Raw genomic sequence first — 16,994 nt, forward strand, 5'->3', positions numbered from 1 at the left:
ATTTCCCATGATTGGAATCGATCGCAACACCGGCGCGACGGTCGACGACTGGCTGCAATTCGTGCAGCGCGCCACCCGCGCACTTACCACGCCGTTGGGCACTCGCCAGAAGCGGCATTTGTATGGCTGCGCATTGACCGAGTTGCTCGGGCAGAACCTCGGCGATGACTTGCTGATTCTTGCCCAGAGCCACGCCGCCCAAGCGTTCTACAACCCGCTCAACGGCATCGACGATTTTGAGCCGCAGGTCATCGTCGCCAGCCGGCACGGTGCCGGATTGTTGCTGCGTTTCGCCGGCACCTGGAAAAACCGCAAACAGACTTTCGAGGTGGTGACATGAGCATGTTGATACCCGGCCAGAACCAACTGGCCGAACCAGCCATCGTCACCGTCGAAGCGTTCGAGGACTTGCTTGCAGAGTTCAAGACCTTCGTGGTCGAGTACGTCGCCGCACGCTCTCCTGCAAGCGCCGCCAAGCTTGTCGACAGTCTCGAGAACGAAAGCGAGTTGCTGACCCTGGCCCTCGAGGCGTTCTGCGTCCGGCTGCAAACCCACGAACGCAAATACAACGCCCGCATCAAGCAGATGCTGGCGTGGTGGGCGACGGGAACCAACCTCGACGCGCGCCTCGCGGATATGGGGCTGGAACGCCAATTGCTCGACCCCGGCGACCCAGCGGCATTCCCGCCCATCCCTCCGGTCTACGAAAGCGATGACGATGCGCGGTTGCGCTACTACTTGGCGCCGCACGCCCCGGCGGCCGGTTCGCGCATGCAGTATCGGCGGGAAATTTTCACCTTGGGTGAACGGCCTGTAGTGAACGTCGAGAACGCTTCGGCGGGTGAGGTGACGGTCACCTACACCTTCGCACCGGATGGTCATGCGGCGCAGATCAAGGACGGCAACGGTCGCCGTACGGCGCCCGGCGAAGTCACGGTCACGGTGCTCTCCCGAGAGGGCAATGGCACGTCATCCGAGGCGCTGCTTGACGGCGTTCGCGAGCACTTCGCCCGACCGGATGTACGACCCGAGACGGACTTGGTCATCGTGCAGGCCGCGCAAATCAAACCTTACAAAATCCGCGTCGTGGCGAAGATCAATCCCGGCCCTGACTCGGGTTTGACCAAGGCGGCCGCACAACGGCAATTGCAGGAATACGCCGAGGCGTGCCATCGCTTGGAAGGCCGGGTGGACCCGAGCTGGATCGACTACACGCTGCACAGCGCCGGCGCGGTCCAGCTTCAAATCCTCGAACCGTTGGAGTCGATCGTCACCACGGCTTTCCAGGCTCCGTACTGCACGGGCGTCGAGGTCGAGGTGGATACGTTATGAATGACGATCAACCTCGCTTGAGCCTGTTGCCAGTGAACAGTTCGCCGCTGGAAAGGGCGCTGGACCTGGGCTTCGCCCGGTTGCTCGAGCGCATTGATCCGCCGTTTCCCGAGTTGATGAATCCGCTGGGAACGCCTTTGGAGTTCCTGCCGTATTTGGCGGCGGATCGTGGGGTCGGCGAGTGGGACGCGGAAGCCAGCGACTTGGAAAAGCGTTTGACTGTTTCATTGTCCTGGCAGATCCAGCGCCAGGCCGGTACTCGCCAAGCGCTGAATCATGCCGTCGAGTCTATGGGATTCGTGCCCCATGTCACCGCCTGGTATGAGCAACAACCTAGTGCTCATCCCTACACATTTGATGTGCAAGCGATCATCGGCCGGAGTTGGTCCAGCGGCGATCACAATCGGTTGATACGGCGAATCAATGCCGCCAAGAGCGAACGCGACCAGGCCACCATCACGCTTGTACATCAAACGAATGGCGGATTGGCGCTGGCGTCAGTAGTACACGGGGCTTTGAGCGAAGGAGAGCTTTCTCTGTGCGGGGCGCTGCCTTCCTCCGATCTCGATGTGCGACGTATGTGCACTGGTTTTTTCCAACCCTACACCATTAACGATTACGACCTCAGGGCGCAGCCATGACAGAAGATATTACGCGCTTGGTTCGCTTCACTTCCGCCGGCCTGGCCGAAGTGTTACAGGCGAAAAACCAAGGATTGAAAGGTGAGATCACTCACATCGGCGCCGGCACAGCCCGCTACGATCCCAATGGAACGGAAACGGCGCTTCGCAATGAGCGACAGCGTGTGCCAATCGTGGATTACGAGGACCTGGATCCAGGGCAGCTGAGAATGGCAGCTTTGTTTGAGGGGCCGGATGAATATGAGATTGGCGAGTTCGGTTTCTATCTTTCCACCGGCACGTTGTTAGCGGTGTATTCGGTAGCGGGAAAGTTGCTGACCTACAAAGCGGTGGCCACGCGAGTATTGCAAAAGTTCACACTGGATATTTCACCGTTGCCGGCGCAAAGCGTCACGGTGGTGGTCGGGTCCGACAACCTGAACATTCTATTGAGTGAGGAAATCGCCACGTTGGCTACCGCCAATATCGACAATATGGCGCGGCACGTTGGCCTGATGTTTCGAGTGATGGCGCTCGAAGCTAAATAATCAAATAGTACAAGGAACCTGAATGTGAGTCTGGAAACCACTATCGCGTCGCTGGTATCAGCGGCCAATAATTTGACCACTGTGGTCAATGGGAAAATCAGCAATATCAACACGACCATGGCCACGGCTTTGACACAGTTCAATGAATGGCGAAGCCTGAAGGATGTAGAAGGAGATCCAACTGCCCTGGGCACGATTCGACGCAACGTCTTGCAGGGGCATGTTTACGGGACAGGCGGCGTCTATGGTGCAACGGCACAAGGTGATTTTGTTTCCACCAACCTGGGTGCCAGCGCAAATGTATACATGCATTTCAAAGTGCCGCTTAACATCAATACCAATTCGGAGATGTTCTGGTTCAATATCAAGGGCTACAGTTACGGCACAGCCAAAATAATCGACGAAACGTTGGTGGGGTATTGCTACCAGCCCACTCGGGTTCTGCAAAACGCTTCGACTTTTGGAAACATGACCCCTTCTATCTATGTCGATACAAACGGCAATATTGTCATGCGAATTCTGATTCCAAATATTTATTACACCACCGTGCGCATTGACACCATGCGTGTGGGCAATGGTCGGTTGTTCAACCTTGGGGATTTGGTTACCAGGTTGTCGCTGGCCGAAACCGTCGTTTTCAGCTAAGGAACGAACATGTCTGATCTGTCCAACAATGACACACCCGAAATTCCACTGGCCGTACCGTCGCCTGAAATCGAATGGGCTGCCATTCGCACGCGTCGTAATCAACTTCTGCGAGACACGGACTTTACCCAACTACCGGACTTCCCGGTGACAGAAGTCCAACTCGCCGAGATCAAGGTTTACCGCCAGGCCTTGCGGGACATCCCAGAAGCGGATGAGGAACCTTCCAAGCTGCGCTGGCCCGTGCTGCCAGATTTCATCAAGTAACCACGACCGCGAGAGCGGTTTTTTTTCGCCCGCATTGAGCCCCGCTATGGGGCTTTGTGTTTTCGCATCTGGAGAGACCGTAGATGCCCATTCGTAAGCATTACACCGTGCTGCTGCCATTTCCTACCGGTGGCGGCCACTGGTCGAGCGCCGGCCAGAAAATGGAGCTGTTGGATGTCGAGGCCAGTGCTTTGCGCAGTGCCGGTCGCCTCGAACTGACCAGCGTCCTGGATACCCAGAAACCGGCGGCTGACACGCAAGCCATCCCAACCACGAAGGCCAAAAAGGCCACCACCAAGAAGGCTGAATAACCATGGCTGAGGTTTTGAACTTCGAGCACAACGGCATCACCGTCAACGCTACTGAATCCCCTGAGGCCATGGGTGGCCTGGGCGATAACGTCATCGGGTTGGTCGGCACCGCGCCAAATGCCAACGCGCTGATCCCGAAAAACACCCCGTTCCGCATCAACAGCTTCACCACCCAAGCCCAGTTGGACCCGACCGGTGCCGAGGCGGGGACATTGTTCCACGCGGTCTACCAGATCCTCAAAGTGGTCAAGGTGCCGGTGTACGTGGTCATCGTCGAAGAGGGCGCGACACTGGCCGACACACAGAACAACGTGATCGGCGGCATCGAGGCGCAGACCGGGCGCAAGCTTGGCTTGGCTGCCCTGAGTGGCGTGGCCGAAGACCTGACCATCATCGGCGCGCCGGGCTTCACCGGCACCAAGGCCGTGGCGAGTGAGTTCGCTTCGTTTGGCAAGCGCATCAAGGCCCGTGTGGTGCTCGACGGCAAGGACGTCTCGGTCGCCGATCAAGTGACCTACAGCCAGGAACTGGGCGGTGCCGACCTCGGCTTCGACCGTTGCCTGGTGGTACACAACATGCCGGCGGTGTACTCCAAGGCTGCGAAGAAAAACGTCTTCCTGGCGCCGTCGAGCCTGGCCATCGCCGCCCTCGCCAAGGTCAAGCAGTGGGAGAGCCCGGGCAACCAGGTGACCTATGCCGAAGACGTTTCCCGCACCGTCGAATACAACATCCTCGACACCTCCACCGAGGGCGATCTGCTCAACCGCTACGGCGTCAGCTATTACGCCCGGACCATCCTCGGCGGCTTCTCGCTGCTGGGTAACCGCTCCATTACCGGCAAGTTCATCAGCTACGTCGGCCTTGAAGATGCCATCAGCCGCAAGCTGGTAAAGGCCGGCCAGAAAGCCATGGCCAAGAACCTGACCAAGTCGTTCATGGACCAGGAGGTCAAGCGCATCAACGACTGGCTGCAAACCCTGGTCGCCGACGAAACCATTCCTGGCGGCAGCGTGTACTTGCACCCGGAATTGAACAGCGTCGAGAAGTACAAGAACGGCACCTGGTACGTGGTCATCGACTACGGCCGCTACGCGCCAAACGAACACATGATTTATCAACTCAATGCCCGCGATGAAATCATCGAGCAGTTCCTGGAGGACGTTCTCTAATGTTTACCAACCGCGTAAGACAGGCCATCGCGGCCACCCTGCAAGGCCTGCCGTTGTCGGCGACTGTGGAAGAGTTCACGCCGCCGAAAATCGAATTCGAAATGGAAGAGATGCGCGGCGGGCGCTTCATTGGCGAGGAAATGGCCAAGAGCGGCAAGGCGCTGACGGCCAAGCTGGCGCTGCAAGGCGTCGGCCCGGAAATCATGCTGGCGCTGGGCGTGAGCGTCGGTGACGACATCCTGCTGAATGTGCGCGAAGCCGGGCAGGATCAGGACGGCAACACGTGGTTTACCTACCACACGGTGGGCGGCAAGTTGAAGTCCCTGGACGAAGCGGCGTTGAAGATGAACGAGAGACCCGTCACCACGCTCGAGCTGGCCTGCCGCACCTACAACCGTCTGGAAAACGGTATCCCGGTGATCGACATCGATGTGCGCACACAAAAATTCGTGCTCAACGGCGTCGACATTCTTGGCGATGCCCGCCGTGCGGTATTGCTGCCTTAAGCCAGAAACCTAGCGGCTGACCCGATCTGTGGACGCGTGTTCGTCCACAGGTCGCTCGCCATTCAGCAAGGATCAGATCATGTCCTGGACACCTCCTGTTCACGCCCTGTTGTCGCCGATCACGGGTGACGATGGGACGCAAATCGAACAACTGCAACTCAAGCCGCTGTACTACGCCGCGCAAAAAGACGCCCTGGCCCGTGCCGGCGATGACGAAGACGATCAGTTCTTCGAACTGGCGAAACTGGCGACCGGCCTGTCCCTCAAGGAGCTGGATCAAGTCAAGCGCCCGGACTACGTGAGCATCGCGCAATACGTGCACGAAATGTCCACGCGCCCGACCTCCCACTTCTTGGAGCAGGTGGATGGCGCGCCCGCCGATCCCGACCAGGTGCAACTGCTGCAACCCCTCGACGTCGCGGGCCGCAGCCTGACCTCGTTGACCCTGGAAATGCCCGTGCTGCGGGCTACCAAGGCGATGAAAAAACTGAAGACGGCCAAGGAACGCGCCGAGTTCATCACGGCCCATTGCACTGGCCTGATGCTCCCCGACCTGGCCTCGCTGACCGTGCCCGACTGGACGCAACTTCAGGTACGCATCGACGATTTTTTAAACAAACCGGCGGACTACTTTCGGAGCGCGACATCGAATTGATCCTCGATGTGGTGCCGCTCATTTACTCGGTGAGTGAAGCGGAAATCCTGGAGTGGGACGCCGGCAAGGCCTTGCGCCGATACGACATCGCGATTACTCGCCTTGGCGTGAAACAGGAGTAGAGCCCAATGGCGGACGATAGATATTCCCTCAGATACGCAGCCTTCGATAAGAGTGGGTTAGCGGCCCCAAATGCCAGCCCCACGAGCAGTGTGATTATTTCCGCCGGCGATCGGCTGCCGGGATTCAACCTGGCGCTGGAAAACCTCGGGCTCAAGCTCGGCCTGCTGACCACGGCGGTCGAGTCGCTGACCTTGAAACTCTCGGCGCAACGCGCCTTCTTCCAGACGATGGGCGCGGGCGCCAAGAGTGAATCGGCCGATGATCCTAAGGGTAAGGCGGGGCGCGGCATCGAACCGCCGGCGCTGTTGAAACCCGCGATTGACATGGATTCGGTCATGGCCGATCTCAAACAGGCCGGCCAATTCACGCCTCGCCAGATTGCCGAAATGGCTGAGCCAACCCGGCGTATTGCCAGCGCGCCATTGGTAGCGGCCGGCGGAACCACGGCGGTTGAGCTGGTGAGGATGCAAAGCCTGGCCGCCAAGAATGGAATTGGCAGTGAACTGCCCAATGCCTCGGACCGGCAACTGGCACTGTTGCGATTTGCCAGTGATGCAGGCGTGGCCGCCTCGACGTTCAGAATGCCGGCCATGGAAGCCGCCGAGATGCTGCTTGGCTGGCGTACTTCCATGAAGCTCAGCGCTGAGAAAGCGTTTGACCTGGCAGATGCGACCAACCACCTAGGCAAGATTAGCGGTGGTGCAAAAGCGAGTGATATCGGCACCGTGTTGCAACGTGACGGTGCGGCGGCGACTTTGGTAGGCCTGCAGCCAGAGCAAGCCGCAGCGTTGACAGCGGCGATTCTCAATACCGGTACGCAACAAGCTGAAGCTGGCGCGGCACTAGATAGTTTTACGACTGAGCTGGGCAAGGGCAATCAGGTCTCCGCGACCGAACAAGCGGCCTGGAAGCGACTGGGGCTGGACCCTAAAGAGGTAGCGAGCGGCCTGCGCGACAAGGACGCCGCGCCGGGGACGGTGATGTCGGTGCTTGCAGCGTTGAACGCGCAGCCGGCGGACACACGCGCGAACCTTGCTTCTTCGCTGTTTGGCACCGGGAATGAGGCGGTGCTGCGCATGACGCAGAAACTGGACGATGTGAATGCAGCCTTCTGGCAGGTAAAAGCTCCGGGCCAATACGCCACTTCACAACTGGGCAATGACGGCTCGGTGAGGCAGGACGCGCTGGCGCTATCGAATACCCTGCAAGGCCGGTTGAACGTCTTTAACGCCAGCAACGAACGTCTGTCGTTGGCCGCAGGCAATGCCGTGGCGCCTGTCATGGACAGCTCGTTGCAATGGCTCGGTTCGCTTAACGACGGCATGAGCGAGTTGGCCGAAACTTCACCCAAAGCCACCGCTGCCATTGTACTGGTCGGTGCGGCGCTCAAACCGCTGGTGGGCGCGCTGCTTAAAGCCATCACCGATGAGCTGAGCAGTCGAGCGGCCAAGCGGATACTGGAGCCTGCGAGCGCTGCGAAAGCTGAGGTCGGCGGGAGCGTCGGTCGTTCCCTGCAAGGCATGAGTACTTCGGCGCGATCGTTGCGCTTTATGCCCGGAGCGCCTGTTCTCGGTGTTGGCCCTCAGCTGGTCGAAGGCGCAATGAACGGCGACGTCCAGATGATTGGCGCAGGCCTGGGAGCTGCGGGCGGCGGCTGGGCCGGGGCTTCGGCAGGTGCGACTGCGGGCGCCACGATCGGCTCCTTTTTCGGTCCGGGTATCGGCACCGCCATTGGTGGGGCCCTCGGCGCGATTGTCGGCGGTGTGGCGGGAAGCTGGATCGGCGGTGAGTCGGGTTCCTGGCTGGGCGAGAAGCTCGCCTCGCCCGTCGACAAACTCCCCCCGGCTGATCAAACCACGAGAGGGCTGCCCCCAACCCAAGCCGCCACCCAACAAAACGCCCTGACGGCGAACATCTACATCAATGGCCAGGACCAGGCCAGCGCCGCTCAATTGGCGAACCTGGTGGTGCAACAAATCACCAGCCAATTCCAACTCATGCCTAATTCACTTGCCATGCGCAGTGATGCGGCCCTGACCGACGGAGTGACCTGATGCGTCAGCAAATGGCGTTGGGCAGTTTCATTTTCGGGCTGTCTCGCAATTTCGCCTACCACTCCCTGGTTCGCACCTCGGACGGTGGCTGGAAAAGCATCGACATCCTCACCAGCAAACCCAAGTCCAGCCAGGTCGGCCAAGGCCTGCAAGGGCTGACCATTACCGGCAAGTCCATGTACGCGACCGCCATGGATCGACTCGATGAGCTGCGCGCATTGCAAGCGCTGCGCATCCCTTTGCCGCTGGTGGACGGCATCGGCCGCAACTGGGGCTTGTGGCAAATCAACAAGCTCTCGGAAACCCAGACCGAGATCATCGACGACGGCACCGCGATGGTGGTTGGCTGGGTGATTGAATTGACGGAGTTCGCCAATGCGTAGGGTTCGAAGCATCGCCGGCGATTCGGTGAATCTGTTGCTGTACCGCGAGCTTGAACGTTGTGATGACGCCGCCGAAGAAGCGCTTTGGCGGCTGAATCCGGGGCTGGCGGAATGGGGCCCGGTATTGCCTGCGGGCGTGTGGGTCGTCCTGCCGGAAGTGGAGCTCAAACCTGTTGCAACCCCACCGGTTTCGGCCTGGGATTAAGGAGGCGACATGTCATTGGGTTTTACGCCTGCGGTAGAAATTTATGGCGCGAACGCCGCGCTGCTCAACCAGCGACTGCTCAGTTGGACGCACATTGATGCGGCGGGTATCGAGTCCGATCAACTGACGCTCACGCTCAGCCTGGAAGGGCTCGAGGGACTGCCCAGCCTTGAGGGGAAAATCGGCCTGCGGGTCGGTTACCAAGAGTCCGGGCTCGTGGATAAAGGTGAGTTCGTCGTGACCCGGCGCACACCGACATTGTTTCCCCTGCGCCTGACATTGGTGGCGACGGCGGCGCCGTTCAGCGCGTCGGATCAGACCGGTTTCAAGCAGCGCCGATCTGTCAGTCACGGCCCGACGACTCTGGGAGCGTTGTTTCGTCAATTGACGTCGAGGCACGGGTTTTCCCCTCGCGTCGCCCCCGAGCTGTCGCTGATCAAGATCGAGCACATCGACCAGTCCAACGAAACCGACATGGGATTCCTGACTCGGCTGGCCCATCGTTATGACGCGGTAGCGAAGCCGATCAACGAGTTGTATGTGCTGGCACGTCGCGGCCAGGCGAAATCGCTATCGGGCAAAATCCTCCCGGACACAAAACTGTCGGTGACGACGAACAATCGTCCAGGTGACCAAGCCTTTGTCTCTGCGGTTCTTGATGAAGCGGCCCGGGCGAAATACCAGGGCTGCAAGACCACTTGGTGGGATGCGGTGGCGGGCAAAGCGCGTGTCGAAGAAAGCGGTATCGCGCCATTCAAGACGCTGCGTCAGCGCTTCCAAAGCGCAGACGATGCCCGCGCCGCCGCTGAAGGGGAGGTGCGCCGGATGATGCGCGAAGCCCTCAAGGTCACCATTGAATGCCCTGGCAATCCGGCGTTATCCGCAGAAGGCATCGTGCTGCTTGACCCAACCTGGCCGGATTTCATGCGCGGCCGCTGGTCGATCGACAAGGTCACTGCCAGCGGCGACCGGGAAAAAAGCTACCGCTGCAAGATCGAGGCGACTTGTCTGGATGCGAGGGGCTGACATTGGTTACCAGTGCAGGTCGATACAGCGGAAATGAACCTGCTCGCTTTGTATGGAGTAATCCAGGGCCGGCTTGGCGCCGTTCACCTATTAAGCATCCGTCGCGCGTCATCAAGGCTGATCTTCTCAATAATATGTGCCGGAACCCTGGAATCCGCTGACAAGTTATAGACCTGAAAGTTATCGCTGACGATGTGCTCGCACATCAGTTTCAAGGAAGGCAGAATCCGGGTGTCGTAATGCTGGTCCAGTCCGCAAGGCGAGCGGTTGCTTTCGGACGTTTCATAGAATCGGCCAGCCGCCTGATTCAAGTCGAAGCCGACTAGGAAAACCTTGTTGAAACCCAGATGGTAGGCAATTTGTAGGGCTAGGTACATGACGGTTCGAGCATCGAAGTAGCCAAGGGTCATGTCTTTGCTGAAGCCAATATCTTTGCTTCGCTTGCTAAAGAAAGATCTGTCCCTGACTAGCGACTTCTGCGGGTTGAATAACGATGTGAATATCGAGGCCCTGGGGGCCTTTTTCAAGCTGAAGACCTTCCCGCTGGGCTTGATTTGGACGATGTCAAACTGTTCCTCCCACAACGCAACGTTTTCACTGATTTGCATTGCGGTTGCGAAGAGTTCCGGCTGTTGCAGCGGGAAGTTGGTATCCGAGCATATGTAGAAAAAGGGCTTGGTGCCGGCTTGGCTGAACATGGATATAGCGCCGTTCATGGTAATCATCGGCAAGGTTGAAAACTCTTCTATCGGGAAGCCTCTCGCCGAGTTGCCTGAGGCGATGATAAAAACCGGGCCACTTTTTATGTTCTTGCATTCACTGAAACTGGTCTGTTTAAAAGATGCAGCTGTTTCTGCGATGAGCGCTTTGCCCAGATTTTTCGCCCTGCTCATGTACGTCCCATTTTGTTATTCAAATGATCGACGATGCCCTTCAACCTCGTTAAGGAAATCGCCATGCCCATCACGCAAGCCCAACTGCTGCTTATTCTTCCAAACGCCGGCGCCAGTGCCGGCGTTTTTGCACCTGTCCTGAACATCGCCATGGGCCGTTATCAGATTGTCGGCCTAAAGCGTGTCGCCGCGTTTATCGCCCAGGTCGGCCATGAATCCGGCCAGCTATGTTATCTACGCGAACTGGGCAACGATGTTTATTTGTCAAAGTATGACACCGGTCGGCTGGCTTCGCTCCTGGGCAATACCCCCGAAGCGGACGGTGACGGTCAAAGGTACCGGGGGCGTGGGCTGATCCAGATCACCGGTCGGGCGAACTACCAGGCCTGCGGTGAGGCGCTCGGCCTGGATCTGGTCGCGGAACCGGCGCTGTTGGAGCAACCCCAGTGGGCCGCGCTTTCGGCTGCGTGGTTCTGGGCCTCACGGGGGCTTAATGCCCTCGCAGATGCCGGCGATCTCGAGACGATCACCCGGCGAATCAACGGCGGCCAGAACGGCGCCGCGGACCGGCAGGTTTTATATGGGCGAGCGCTGCGGGTGCTGGAATGAATCCGGCCCTGTTGAGGTATCTGCCTCTCACCGCCGTGGTTTTTTTGCTGCTGACGATCAGCGTGACCTGGAAAGTCCAGGACTGGCGTTACGGCAAGACGTTGGCCGAGCTGGCCCATTCGCACGCCGAAACCCTGAGAAAGATGAGCGTTGCAGCGGCCGCTTCGCAGCAAAGAGAAACAGAAAGACGCCTCGCCCTCGAACAGCAACTTTCCGCTAGCGAGCAAATCCATTATCGAGCCTTGAGCGATGCCCAACGTGATCAGGATCGCTTGCGCGATCGTCTTGCTACTGCCGATGTCCGGCTGTCAGTCCTCCTCGACGCCGACGATGTTGCCGCCGGCTGTGCAGTGCCTGCCGCCCCCGGCGCCGGCGGCATGGATCATGGTGCCCCACGCGCCCGACTTGACCCGGCGCATGCTCAACGAATTATCGCCATCACCGACGCGGGCGACCGTGGACTGATTGCGTTGCAGGCTTGCCAGGCTTACGTCAGGGCGCTGGGCCGGTGATCTGTCGAGCCTTGCATGCTTCGGATGGTCGTGTACGGTAGGCCCCAATCGCGTCGAATCAGGAGAGCTTCATGGACGACATTACCGAACTGGCCGCTGAATTGGGCAGGTGCCTGCAACTGCTCAACGCCCATGTCACCACCGCCGAGTCCTGCACCGGTGGTGGGATTGCTGAGGCGATCACTCGGATCCCGGGGAGTTCGGCCTGGTTCGAGGCAGGTTTTGTCACCTATTCCAATCGACAGAAAACCCAGCAATTGGGCGTGCCCGACGGGCTGTTCGAGAAGGTTGGCGCGGTCAGCCGCGAGGTGGTGGAAGCCATGGTGCGGGGTGCCCAGCAGAAAAGCCAGGCGCGTTTTGCCGTGGCGGTCAGCGGGGTGGCCGGGCCGGACGGGGGCTCGCCGAGCAAGCCGGTGGGCACCGTATGGCTCGCCTGGGGCGTTGGCGAGGCGCTGTTCAGCGAGCAGCAATTCTTTCCAGGCAACCGCGACGAGGTCCGCCGACAAACGGTGAAGGCCGCACTAGACGGGCTGTTACAACATGCCGCCGCAGAAATCTCAAATCAGGGGTAGGCGATCCTCAATCGCTGTGGAATAATACTGGCTACTTATACAGGTGTTGGCCGTCAGGCCTTATTGATTACGTGAGGACTTTAATGGACGACAACAAGAAGAAAGCCTTGGCTGCGGCCTTGGGTCAGATCGAACGTCAATTCGGCAAGGGTGCCGTAATGCGTATGGGCGATCAGGACCGCCAGGCTATTCCTTCCATCTCCACCGGCTCCCTGGGCCTGGACATCGCGCTTGGCATCGGCGGCTTGCCAAAAGGTCGTATCGTTGAAATCTACGGTCCTGAATCCTCCGGTAAAACCACGCTGACCCTGTCCGTGATCGCCCAGGCTCAAAAAGCCGGCGCGACCTGCGCCTTCGTCGACGCCGAACACGCCCTGGACCCGGAATACGCCGGCAAGCTGGGCGTCAACGTCGACGACCTGCTGGTTTCCCAGCCGGACACCGGTGAGCAAGCTCTGGAAATCACCGACATGCTGGTGCGCTCCAACGCAGTTGACGTGATCATTGTCGACTCCGTGGCGGCACTGGTACCGAAAGCTGAAATCGAAGGTGAAATGGGCGACATGCACGTGGGCCTCCAGGCTCGCCTGATGTCCCAGGCCCTGCGCAAGATCACCGGTAACATCAAGAACGCCAACTGCCTGGTGATCTTCATCAACCAGATCCGCATGAAAATCGGCGTGATGTTCGGCAGCCCTGAAACCACCACCGGTGGTAACGCGTTGAAGTTCTACGCCTCGGTTCGCCTGGACATCCGTCGTACTGGCGCGGTGAAAGAGGGTGATGAGGTGGTCGGCAGCGAAACCCGCGTCAAGGTCGTGAAGAACAAGGTGGCATCGCCGTTCCGTCAGGCTGAATTCCAGATCCTCTACGGCAAGGGCATCTACCTCAACGGCGAGATGATCGACTTGGGTGTGCTGCACGGCTTCGTCGAGAAATCCGGCGCCTGGTATGCCTACAACGGCACTAAGATCGGCCAGGGCAAGGCCAACTCGGCCAAGTTCCTGGCGGATAATCCGGAAGTTGCCGCTGCCCTTGAGAAGCAACTGCGTGACAAGCTGTTGAGCCCGGTTGCCGACGTCAAGTCCGTGGCCAATCGGGAAACTACAGAGAACCTGGCTGACGCTGACATCTGATCGATCCGATGACCGCCGTACTCGATACCCTCGTCGCGGTGCGGCGAACTGCAATGGACCTGCTCGCCAGGCGTGAGCACGGTCGAGTCGAGCTGACGCGTAAACTGCGTCAGCGCGGCGCCCCCGACGAATTGATTGACACGGCCCTCGACCGTTTGACGGAAGAGGGTCTGCTGTCGGAATCGCGTTACCTCGAAAGCTTTGTCTCTTACCGCGCCCGGTCCGGTTACGGTCCGATGCGGATTCGCGAGGAACTTGGCCAACGCGGCTTGCAACGTCCGGATATCGAACTCGCCTTGCGCGAAAGCGGTATCGACTGGCAAGAACAGCTAACGGATACCTGGCGTCGTAAATTCTCAGGGCACCTGCCCATCGATGCACGGGAGCGAGCCAAGCAAGGGCGTTTCCTGGCTTATCGAGGATACTCCATGGAAATGATCAATCGCTTGTTCAGCGGTCGCAGCCTGGATGACTAAACAAAACGGCCCGCTATTTCGATAACGGGCCGTTTTTTATGGGGGGTTAGGAAACCTTGATCGGATCCCCCGTAAGGGGATGGACCTCGGTGGCGGGCTGGGCCCAGTTTTCCGACAGGTTGATATAATCCACCAGCTCTCTTAAACGGCCGTGATCACGGGCGTTGAAGGTAAATGCCAGTCGGGTCAGATGGCTGAATGGGGCTTCCTCCGGCTCCTCGCCGCTGTAGGGATGCTGGTGGAAGCAGTCGTTCAGGCACAGATCGGCAAAATCAGCCTGCATCCGCTGCAACGCCTGTTCGTTGAGCGGGTGGTGCATGCGGATCACGAACTGATGCTTGAGCCAACGGCTGGAGTGGAAGTTGCGGTAGAACTGGTTGATTTCTTCCACGGCGTCCTCGGCTTTGTGCACCAGGCGCATCAGCTTCATGTCGGTCGGCAGGATGTAGCGGTTTTCCTCGAGTTGTTCGCGGATGAAATCCAAGGCGCCTTGCCAGAACTTTCCCCCGGGAGCGTCCAGCAGCACTACCGGTACCAACGGGCTTTTACCAGTCTGCACCAGCGTCAACACTTCCAACGCCTCGTCAAGGGTTCCAAACCCGCCTGGGCAGAGAACCAGGGCATCGGCCTCCTTGACGAAGAACAGCTTGCGAGTAAAGAAGAAGTGGAACGGTAGCAGGTTCTGCGTGCCCTCCACGGTGGGGTTCGCATGTTGTTCGAAAGGCAGGGTAATGTTGAATCCCAGGCTGTGTTCCCGCCCCGCACCTTCATGGGCCGCAGCCATGATGCCGCCGCCCGCGCCGGTGATGACCATCATGTCTGACCGAGCCAGCGCCGCGCCCAGCTCCCGTGCCAAGCCATACAGCGGATGTTCGATGGGGGTCCGGGCCGAGCCGAAGACCGTGACTTTGCGCCGACCCTTGAATTGTTCGAGCGTGCGAAACGCATGTTCCAACTCGCGTAGCGCCTGGAGCGTGATCTTGGCGTTCCAGCGGTTGTGATCTTCCTGGGCCATGCGCAGCACGGTCAGGATCATGTCTCGATAAATGGGCAGGTTAGGGCTGTTGGGTGATACCAGGTTGAGTAGCTCTTCGACCTTGCGCGTGAGGTCGTGGCCATGGTTCTCAAAATGACGACTGAGCAGGTCATTCGGTTTGTACGGCATTCAGTGTCTCCTTCTGAACAGAACCCCCGGCCCGAACGAGAGATTCGCCAGGGCCACGACACGTCCTGTGTCGTTGTCAGTCCGGGCCTGTGCCCGGGCATCAAACTGGCTAGGCGCGATGTGTAGCAAGGCGAACAAGCCATCCAGCAGATTCTGTTTTCTTCCCTTGGATGAAAAACAAAACACACGTCACGGCGTTGGTGGCAGCCTCGTTCTGCCCGTCATAAGGCGATACTTTGAATCTAGTCCCTTGTGTTGATCTTCGCTTTCTCGATCATGACGTTCGAAAGTGCGCGCCGACGATGAACAACGGCGCGCTCGCTCGGGTTGATTATTTCTTGGTCTTGGCCGGTTTCGGGCAGTCCGATTCCTGGAAGCGTTCTGTTGCGACCGGGCGGTTGGTTTTCACCTCGGTGAACTCGTAACGCATGGTTGCGCCCTTGGCCATCAGCTTGCGGAAACCTGGATTGGTACACACCGTGGAGCCCAGCTGGAAATACACGGCCTTTGGGTCTGCGCGCATTTTCTGGGCATGGCTGCTTTGCACGCTGAGGTGATTGACCAGCTCGGTGCCTTCGACGGTATATCCTTGGTCGAGAATGTCTTCGTTGATGGCTCGCGGCGTGCCGACGCTGCTTTGCGTGGCTACGTTTTGCAGCATCTTGTTCAGTTCGAGTTCTTTCAGCGACGCGGCCTGAGCGCTGATGGACGTCGCCAGCAAAACGGCAACGGTAGGGACGATAAGGCGCAGCATGAAACTCTCCTGGTTCAGTGACTGGTGGTTCGACCGGTCACGTGACTGTGCGTTCAGTGGCGGCGATTATAGGGGAGCCTGGGTAGACGGTACAGGTTTGCGCGCTCTGGTAGACTGCCGGTCTTCATTGCCCTGCCGAGTGTTGTTCGTGTCGAGTTTTCCTGTCTGTGGGCGTTGCCCGCGATGAACCATGCCCCTAACGCCGTAGCCCGCTTGCGCGACCAGCGCATCGACGAAGGCATCAAGCCGATTCAGGCCCGGGGCTGGCGCGCGCCTCGTTGCAACGCATGCCGAGTAATCGTAAGCCATTGTTTGTGCGCCTGGCGCCCAAGCGTCGAGACCCGCTCCGGGGTCTGCCTGATCATGACCAATAAGGAAGTCTTCAAACCGAGCAACACCGGTTGGCTGATTGCCGATGTTGTGCAGGACAATCATGCGTTCATCTGGTCGCGCACCGACGTCGATGAGCAACTGTTGGCGCTGCTGGACGATCCGCAATGGCAACCGTACCTGGTGTTTCCTGGCGAATACGTCGAACCGTCGCGAGTCACCCATACGGTTGATCTCGATCACTCCAAGCGTCCTCTATTCATTCTGCTGGACGCCACCTGGACGGAAGCGCGGAAGATGTTCCGCAAGAGTCCTTATTTTGACCGTTTGCCTATCTTGAGCCTGTTGCCCGACAAGCTGTCGCGCTATCGCTTGCGGCGCTCCACCCGTAGCGAGCACCTGTGCACTGCCGAAGTTGCGGCGCTGTGCCTGGAATTGGCGGGAGACAGTGACGCGGCGTCGGCCCTGGACGCCTATTTCGATGTATTCAGCCAGCATTACCTCGGTGCCAAGCGCCAGCAAGAGGTGAACGTATCGACCCCGGCCCATGCCGAGTTGCAGCCCTTTGTCCGTGCGGCTCACGAGGTGTTGGCCTAATAGTGGCTCATACTCGATACAGCAGAGGCCGTGCTGCTTGACCACCCCGGCTTCGCTGGGCATGCTTGGCGCCGACCAGGGTGCGGCCAAAAGTTTGAAACGCTGT

General features: G+C 59.1%; 23 protein-coding genes. 20 read left to right on the forward strand and 3 right to left on the reverse strand.

Annotated elements, in window-relative coordinates; genetic code table 11:
• Positions 1–7 precede the first annotated feature (7 nt).
• From HU806_RS10040 to HU806_RS10105, 14 genes are all read left to right on the forward strand, one after another.
• A complete protein-coding gene (locus tag HU806_RS10040; RefSeq protein WP_186611223.1) occupies positions 8–340 on the forward strand; it encodes a phage baseplate protein in 333 nt (110 codons plus the stop codon).
• Positions 337–1,332, forward strand: a complete 996-nt coding sequence (locus tag HU806_RS10045) for a baseplate J/gp47 family protein (protein ID WP_186611224.1) — start codon at positions 337–339, stop codon at positions 1,330–1,332. The genes HU806_RS10040 and HU806_RS10045 overlap by 4 nt, the downstream gene beginning before the upstream one ends.
• The gene (locus HU806_RS10050) at positions 1,329–1,973 is read left to right on the forward strand and encodes a phage tail protein I (protein ID WP_186611225.1); all 645 of its coding nucleotides are present in this window, start codon (positions 1,329–1,331) and stop codon (positions 1,971–1,973) included. Before HU806_RS10045 ends, HU806_RS10050 begins: the two co-directional genes overlap by 4 nt.
• On the forward strand, positions 1,970–2,500 hold the full coding sequence (locus HU806_RS10055; RefSeq protein ID WP_186611226.1) for a phage tail protein: 531 nt from the start codon (positions 1,970–1,972) through the stop codon (positions 2,498–2,500). The genes HU806_RS10050 and HU806_RS10055 overlap by 4 nt, the downstream gene beginning before the upstream one ends.
• A 24-nt stretch (positions 2,501–2,524) precedes the next feature.
• Positions 2,525–3,145, forward strand: coding sequence for a hypothetical protein (locus HU806_RS10060; protein WP_186611227.1), 621 nt, complete (start codon positions 2,525–2,527; stop codon positions 3,143–3,145).
• Positions 3,146–3,154: 9 nt separating this feature from the next.
• The gene (locus tag HU806_RS10065; protein ID WP_186611228.1) at positions 3,155–3,412 is read left to right on the forward strand and encodes a tail fiber assembly protein; all 258 of its coding nucleotides are present in this window, start codon (positions 3,155–3,157) and stop codon (positions 3,410–3,412) included.
• Between the two features lie 83 nt (positions 3,413–3,495).
• On the forward strand, positions 3,496–3,723 hold the full coding sequence (locus tag HU806_RS10070; RefSeq protein WP_186611229.1) for a hypothetical protein: 228 nt from the start codon (positions 3,496–3,498) through the stop codon (positions 3,721–3,723).
• A 2-nt stretch (positions 3,724–3,725) separates the two neighbouring features.
• Positions 3,726–4,892: a phage tail sheath protein gene (locus HU806_RS10075; RefSeq protein WP_186611230.1), complete on the forward strand. Its 1,167-nt coding sequence runs from the start codon at positions 3,726–3,728 to the stop codon at positions 4,890–4,892.
• Positions 4,892–5,398, forward strand: coding sequence for a phage major tail tube protein (locus tag HU806_RS10080; RefSeq protein ID WP_186611231.1), 507 nt, complete (start codon positions 4,892–4,894; stop codon positions 5,396–5,398). The genes HU806_RS10075 and HU806_RS10080 overlap by 1 nt, the downstream gene beginning before the upstream one ends.
• A gap of 79 nt (positions 5,399–5,477) precedes the next feature.
• Entirely contained in the window at positions 5,478–6,053 is a 576-nt protein-coding gene (locus HU806_RS10085) for a phage tail assembly protein (RefSeq protein ID WP_186611232.1), read from the forward strand.
• A 212-nt stretch (positions 6,054–6,265) separates the two neighbouring features.
• Positions 6,266–8,230, forward strand: coding sequence for a phage tail tape measure protein (locus HU806_RS10090; RefSeq protein ID WP_346657165.1), 1,965 nt, complete (start codon positions 6,266–6,268; stop codon positions 8,228–8,230).
• Entirely contained in the window at positions 8,230–8,613 is a 384-nt protein-coding gene (locus HU806_RS10095; protein WP_186611234.1) for a phage tail protein, read from the forward strand. The genes HU806_RS10090 and HU806_RS10095 overlap by 1 nt, the downstream gene beginning before the upstream one ends.
• Complete coding sequence (locus HU806_RS10100; RefSeq protein WP_186611235.1) at positions 8,606–8,818, forward strand: tail protein X; 213 nt, start codon at positions 8,606–8,608, stop codon at positions 8,816–8,818. Before HU806_RS10095 ends, HU806_RS10100 begins: the two co-directional genes overlap by 8 nt.
• Before the next feature lie 9 nt (positions 8,819–8,827).
• Entirely contained in the window at positions 8,828–9,844 is a 1,017-nt protein-coding gene (locus HU806_RS10105) for a phage late control D family tail protein (RefSeq protein ID WP_186611236.1), read from the forward strand.
• 83 nt (positions 9,845–9,927) lie between these two features.
• Here HU806_RS10105 and HU806_RS10110 read toward each other — a convergent pair whose 3' ends face one another.
• Positions 9,928–10,737, reverse strand: coding sequence for a WaaZ-like lipopolysaccharide core biosynthesis protein (locus HU806_RS10110; protein WP_238350149.1), 810 nt, complete (start codon positions 10,735–10,737; stop codon positions 9,928–9,930).
• A 63-nt stretch (positions 10,738–10,800) separates the two neighbouring features.
• Here HU806_RS10110 and HU806_RS10115 point away from each other — a divergent pair, with 63 nt between their 5' ends.
• The 5 genes from HU806_RS10115 (at position 10,801) to recX (ending at position 14,042) form a co-directional block, all read left to right on the forward strand.
• Positions 10,801–11,346 (forward strand): glycoside hydrolase family 19 protein, encoded by a 546-nt coding sequence (locus tag HU806_RS10115; RefSeq protein WP_186611237.1) that lies wholly within the window; start codon positions 10,801–10,803, stop codon positions 11,344–11,346.
• Complete coding sequence (locus HU806_RS10120) at positions 11,343–11,858, forward strand: lysis system i-spanin subunit Rz (RefSeq protein WP_186611238.1); 516 nt, start codon at positions 11,343–11,345, stop codon at positions 11,856–11,858. Before HU806_RS10115 ends, HU806_RS10120 begins: the two co-directional genes overlap by 4 nt.
• 71 nt (positions 11,859–11,929) lie before the next feature.
• Positions 11,930–12,430: a CinA family protein gene (locus HU806_RS10125; protein ID WP_186611239.1), complete on the forward strand. Its 501-nt coding sequence runs from the start codon at positions 11,930–11,932 to the stop codon at positions 12,428–12,430.
• Between the two features lie 83 nt (positions 12,431–12,513).
• Complete coding sequence (gene recA / locus HU806_RS10130) at positions 12,514–13,566, forward strand: recombinase RecA (RefSeq protein ID WP_186611240.1); 1,053 nt, start codon at positions 12,514–12,516, stop codon at positions 13,564–13,566.
• Positions 13,567–13,574: 8 nt separating this feature from the next.
• Entirely contained in the window at positions 13,575–14,042 is a 468-nt protein-coding gene (gene recX, locus HU806_RS10135) for a recombination regulator RecX (RefSeq protein ID WP_186611241.1), read from the forward strand.
• Positions 14,043–14,088: 46 nt separating this feature from the next.
• On the opposite strand, the gene HU806_RS10140 is transcribed toward recX, so the two are convergent.
• Both HU806_RS10140 and HU806_RS10145 read right to left on the reverse strand, forming a co-directional pair.
• Positions 14,089–15,207 carry an LOG family protein gene (locus tag HU806_RS10140; RefSeq protein WP_186611242.1) on the reverse strand — a complete coding sequence of 373 codons (1,119 nt, stop codon included), beginning with the start codon at positions 15,205–15,207 and terminating at the stop codon, positions 14,089–14,091.
• A gap of 331 nt (positions 15,208–15,538) precedes the next feature.
• The gene (locus HU806_RS10145) at positions 15,539–15,961 is read right to left on the reverse strand and encodes a quorum-sensing-regulated virulence factor family protein (protein ID WP_186611243.1); all 423 of its coding nucleotides are present in this window, start codon (positions 15,959–15,961) and stop codon (positions 15,539–15,541) included.
• 183 nt (positions 15,962–16,144) lie between these two features.
• Between HU806_RS10145 and HU806_RS10150 the strand changes: the two genes are divergently transcribed.
• Positions 16,145–16,888 carry a tRNA-uridine aminocarboxypropyltransferase gene (locus HU806_RS10150; RefSeq protein WP_186611244.1) on the forward strand — a complete coding sequence of 248 codons (744 nt, stop codon included), beginning with the start codon at positions 16,145–16,147 and terminating at the stop codon, positions 16,886–16,888.
• Positions 16,889–16,994: the final 106 nt, after the last annotated feature.

The organism is Pseudomonas sp. SWRI154 (assembly GCF_014268645.1).
Classification (GTDB): domain Bacteria; phylum Pseudomonadota; class Gammaproteobacteria; order Pseudomonadales; family Pseudomonadaceae; genus Aquipseudomonas; species Aquipseudomonas marvdashtae.

What these genes read in the sequence shown, in the direction of transcription:
- HU806_RS10040 (WP_186611223.1), top strand. Translation starts at nt 8, where the DNA reads ATGATTGGAATCGATCGCAACACCGGCGCGACGGTCGACGACTGGCTG.
- HU806_RS10045 (WP_186611224.1), top strand. Translation starts at nt 337, where the DNA reads ATGAGCATGTTGATACCCGGCCAGAACCAACTGGCCGAACCAGCCATC.
- HU806_RS10050 (WP_186611225.1), top strand. Translation starts at nt 1,329, where the DNA reads ATGAATGACGATCAACCTCGCTTGAGCCTGTTGCCAGTGAACAGTTCG.
- HU806_RS10055 (WP_186611226.1), top strand. Translation starts at nt 1,970, where the DNA reads ATGACAGAAGATATTACGCGCTTGGTTCGCTTCACTTCCGCCGGCCTG.
- HU806_RS10065 (WP_186611228.1), top strand. Translation starts at nt 3,155, where the DNA reads ATGTCTGATCTGTCCAACAATGACACACCCGAAATTCCACTGGCCGTA.
- HU806_RS10070 (WP_186611229.1), top strand. Translation starts at nt 3,496, where the DNA reads ATGCCCATTCGTAAGCATTACACCGTGCTGCTGCCATTTCCTACCGGT.
- HU806_RS10075 (WP_186611230.1), top strand. Translation starts at nt 3,726, where the DNA reads ATGGCTGAGGTTTTGAACTTCGAGCACAACGGCATCACCGTCAACGCT.
- HU806_RS10080 (WP_186611231.1), top strand. Translation starts at nt 4,892, where the DNA reads ATGTTTACCAACCGCGTAAGACAGGCCATCGCGGCCACCCTGCAAGGC.
- HU806_RS10085 (WP_186611232.1), top strand. Translation starts at nt 5,478, where the DNA reads ATGTCCTGGACACCTCCTGTTCACGCCCTGTTGTCGCCGATCACGGGT.
- HU806_RS10095 (WP_186611234.1), top strand. Translation starts at nt 8,230, where the DNA reads ATGCGTCAGCAAATGGCGTTGGGCAGTTTCATTTTCGGGCTGTCTCGC.
- HU806_RS10100 (WP_186611235.1), top strand. Translation starts at nt 8,606, where the DNA reads ATGCGTAGGGTTCGAAGCATCGCCGGCGATTCGGTGAATCTGTTGCTG.
- HU806_RS10105 (WP_186611236.1), top strand. Translation starts at nt 8,828, where the DNA reads ATGTCATTGGGTTTTACGCCTGCGGTAGAAATTTATGGCGCGAACGCC.
- HU806_RS10110 (WP_238350149.1), bottom strand. Translation starts at nt 10,737, where the DNA reads ATGAGCAGGGCGAAAAATCTGGGCAAAGCGCTCATCGCAGAAACAGCT.
- HU806_RS10115 (WP_186611237.1), top strand. Translation starts at nt 10,801, where the DNA reads ATGCCCATCACGCAAGCCCAACTGCTGCTTATTCTTCCAAACGCCGGC.
- HU806_RS10120 (WP_186611238.1), top strand. Translation starts at nt 11,343, where the DNA reads ATGAATCCGGCCCTGTTGAGGTATCTGCCTCTCACCGCCGTGGTTTTT.
- HU806_RS10125 (WP_186611239.1), top strand. Translation starts at nt 11,930, where the DNA reads ATGGACGACATTACCGAACTGGCCGCTGAATTGGGCAGGTGCCTGCAA.
- recA (WP_186611240.1), top strand. Translation starts at nt 12,514, where the DNA reads ATGGACGACAACAAGAAGAAAGCCTTGGCTGCGGCCTTGGGTCAGATC.
- recX (WP_186611241.1), top strand. Translation starts at nt 13,575, where the DNA reads ATGACCGCCGTACTCGATACCCTCGTCGCGGTGCGGCGAACTGCAATG.
- HU806_RS10140 (WP_186611242.1), bottom strand. Translation starts at nt 15,207, where the DNA reads ATGCCGTACAAACCGAATGACCTGCTCAGTCGTCATTTTGAGAACCAT.
- HU806_RS10145 (WP_186611243.1), bottom strand. Translation starts at nt 15,961, where the DNA reads ATGCTGCGCCTTATCGTCCCTACCGTTGCCGTTTTGCTGGCGACGTCC.
- HU806_RS10150 (WP_186611244.1), top strand. Translation starts at nt 16,145, where the DNA reads ATGAACCATGCCCCTAACGCCGTAGCCCGCTTGCGCGACCAGCGCATC.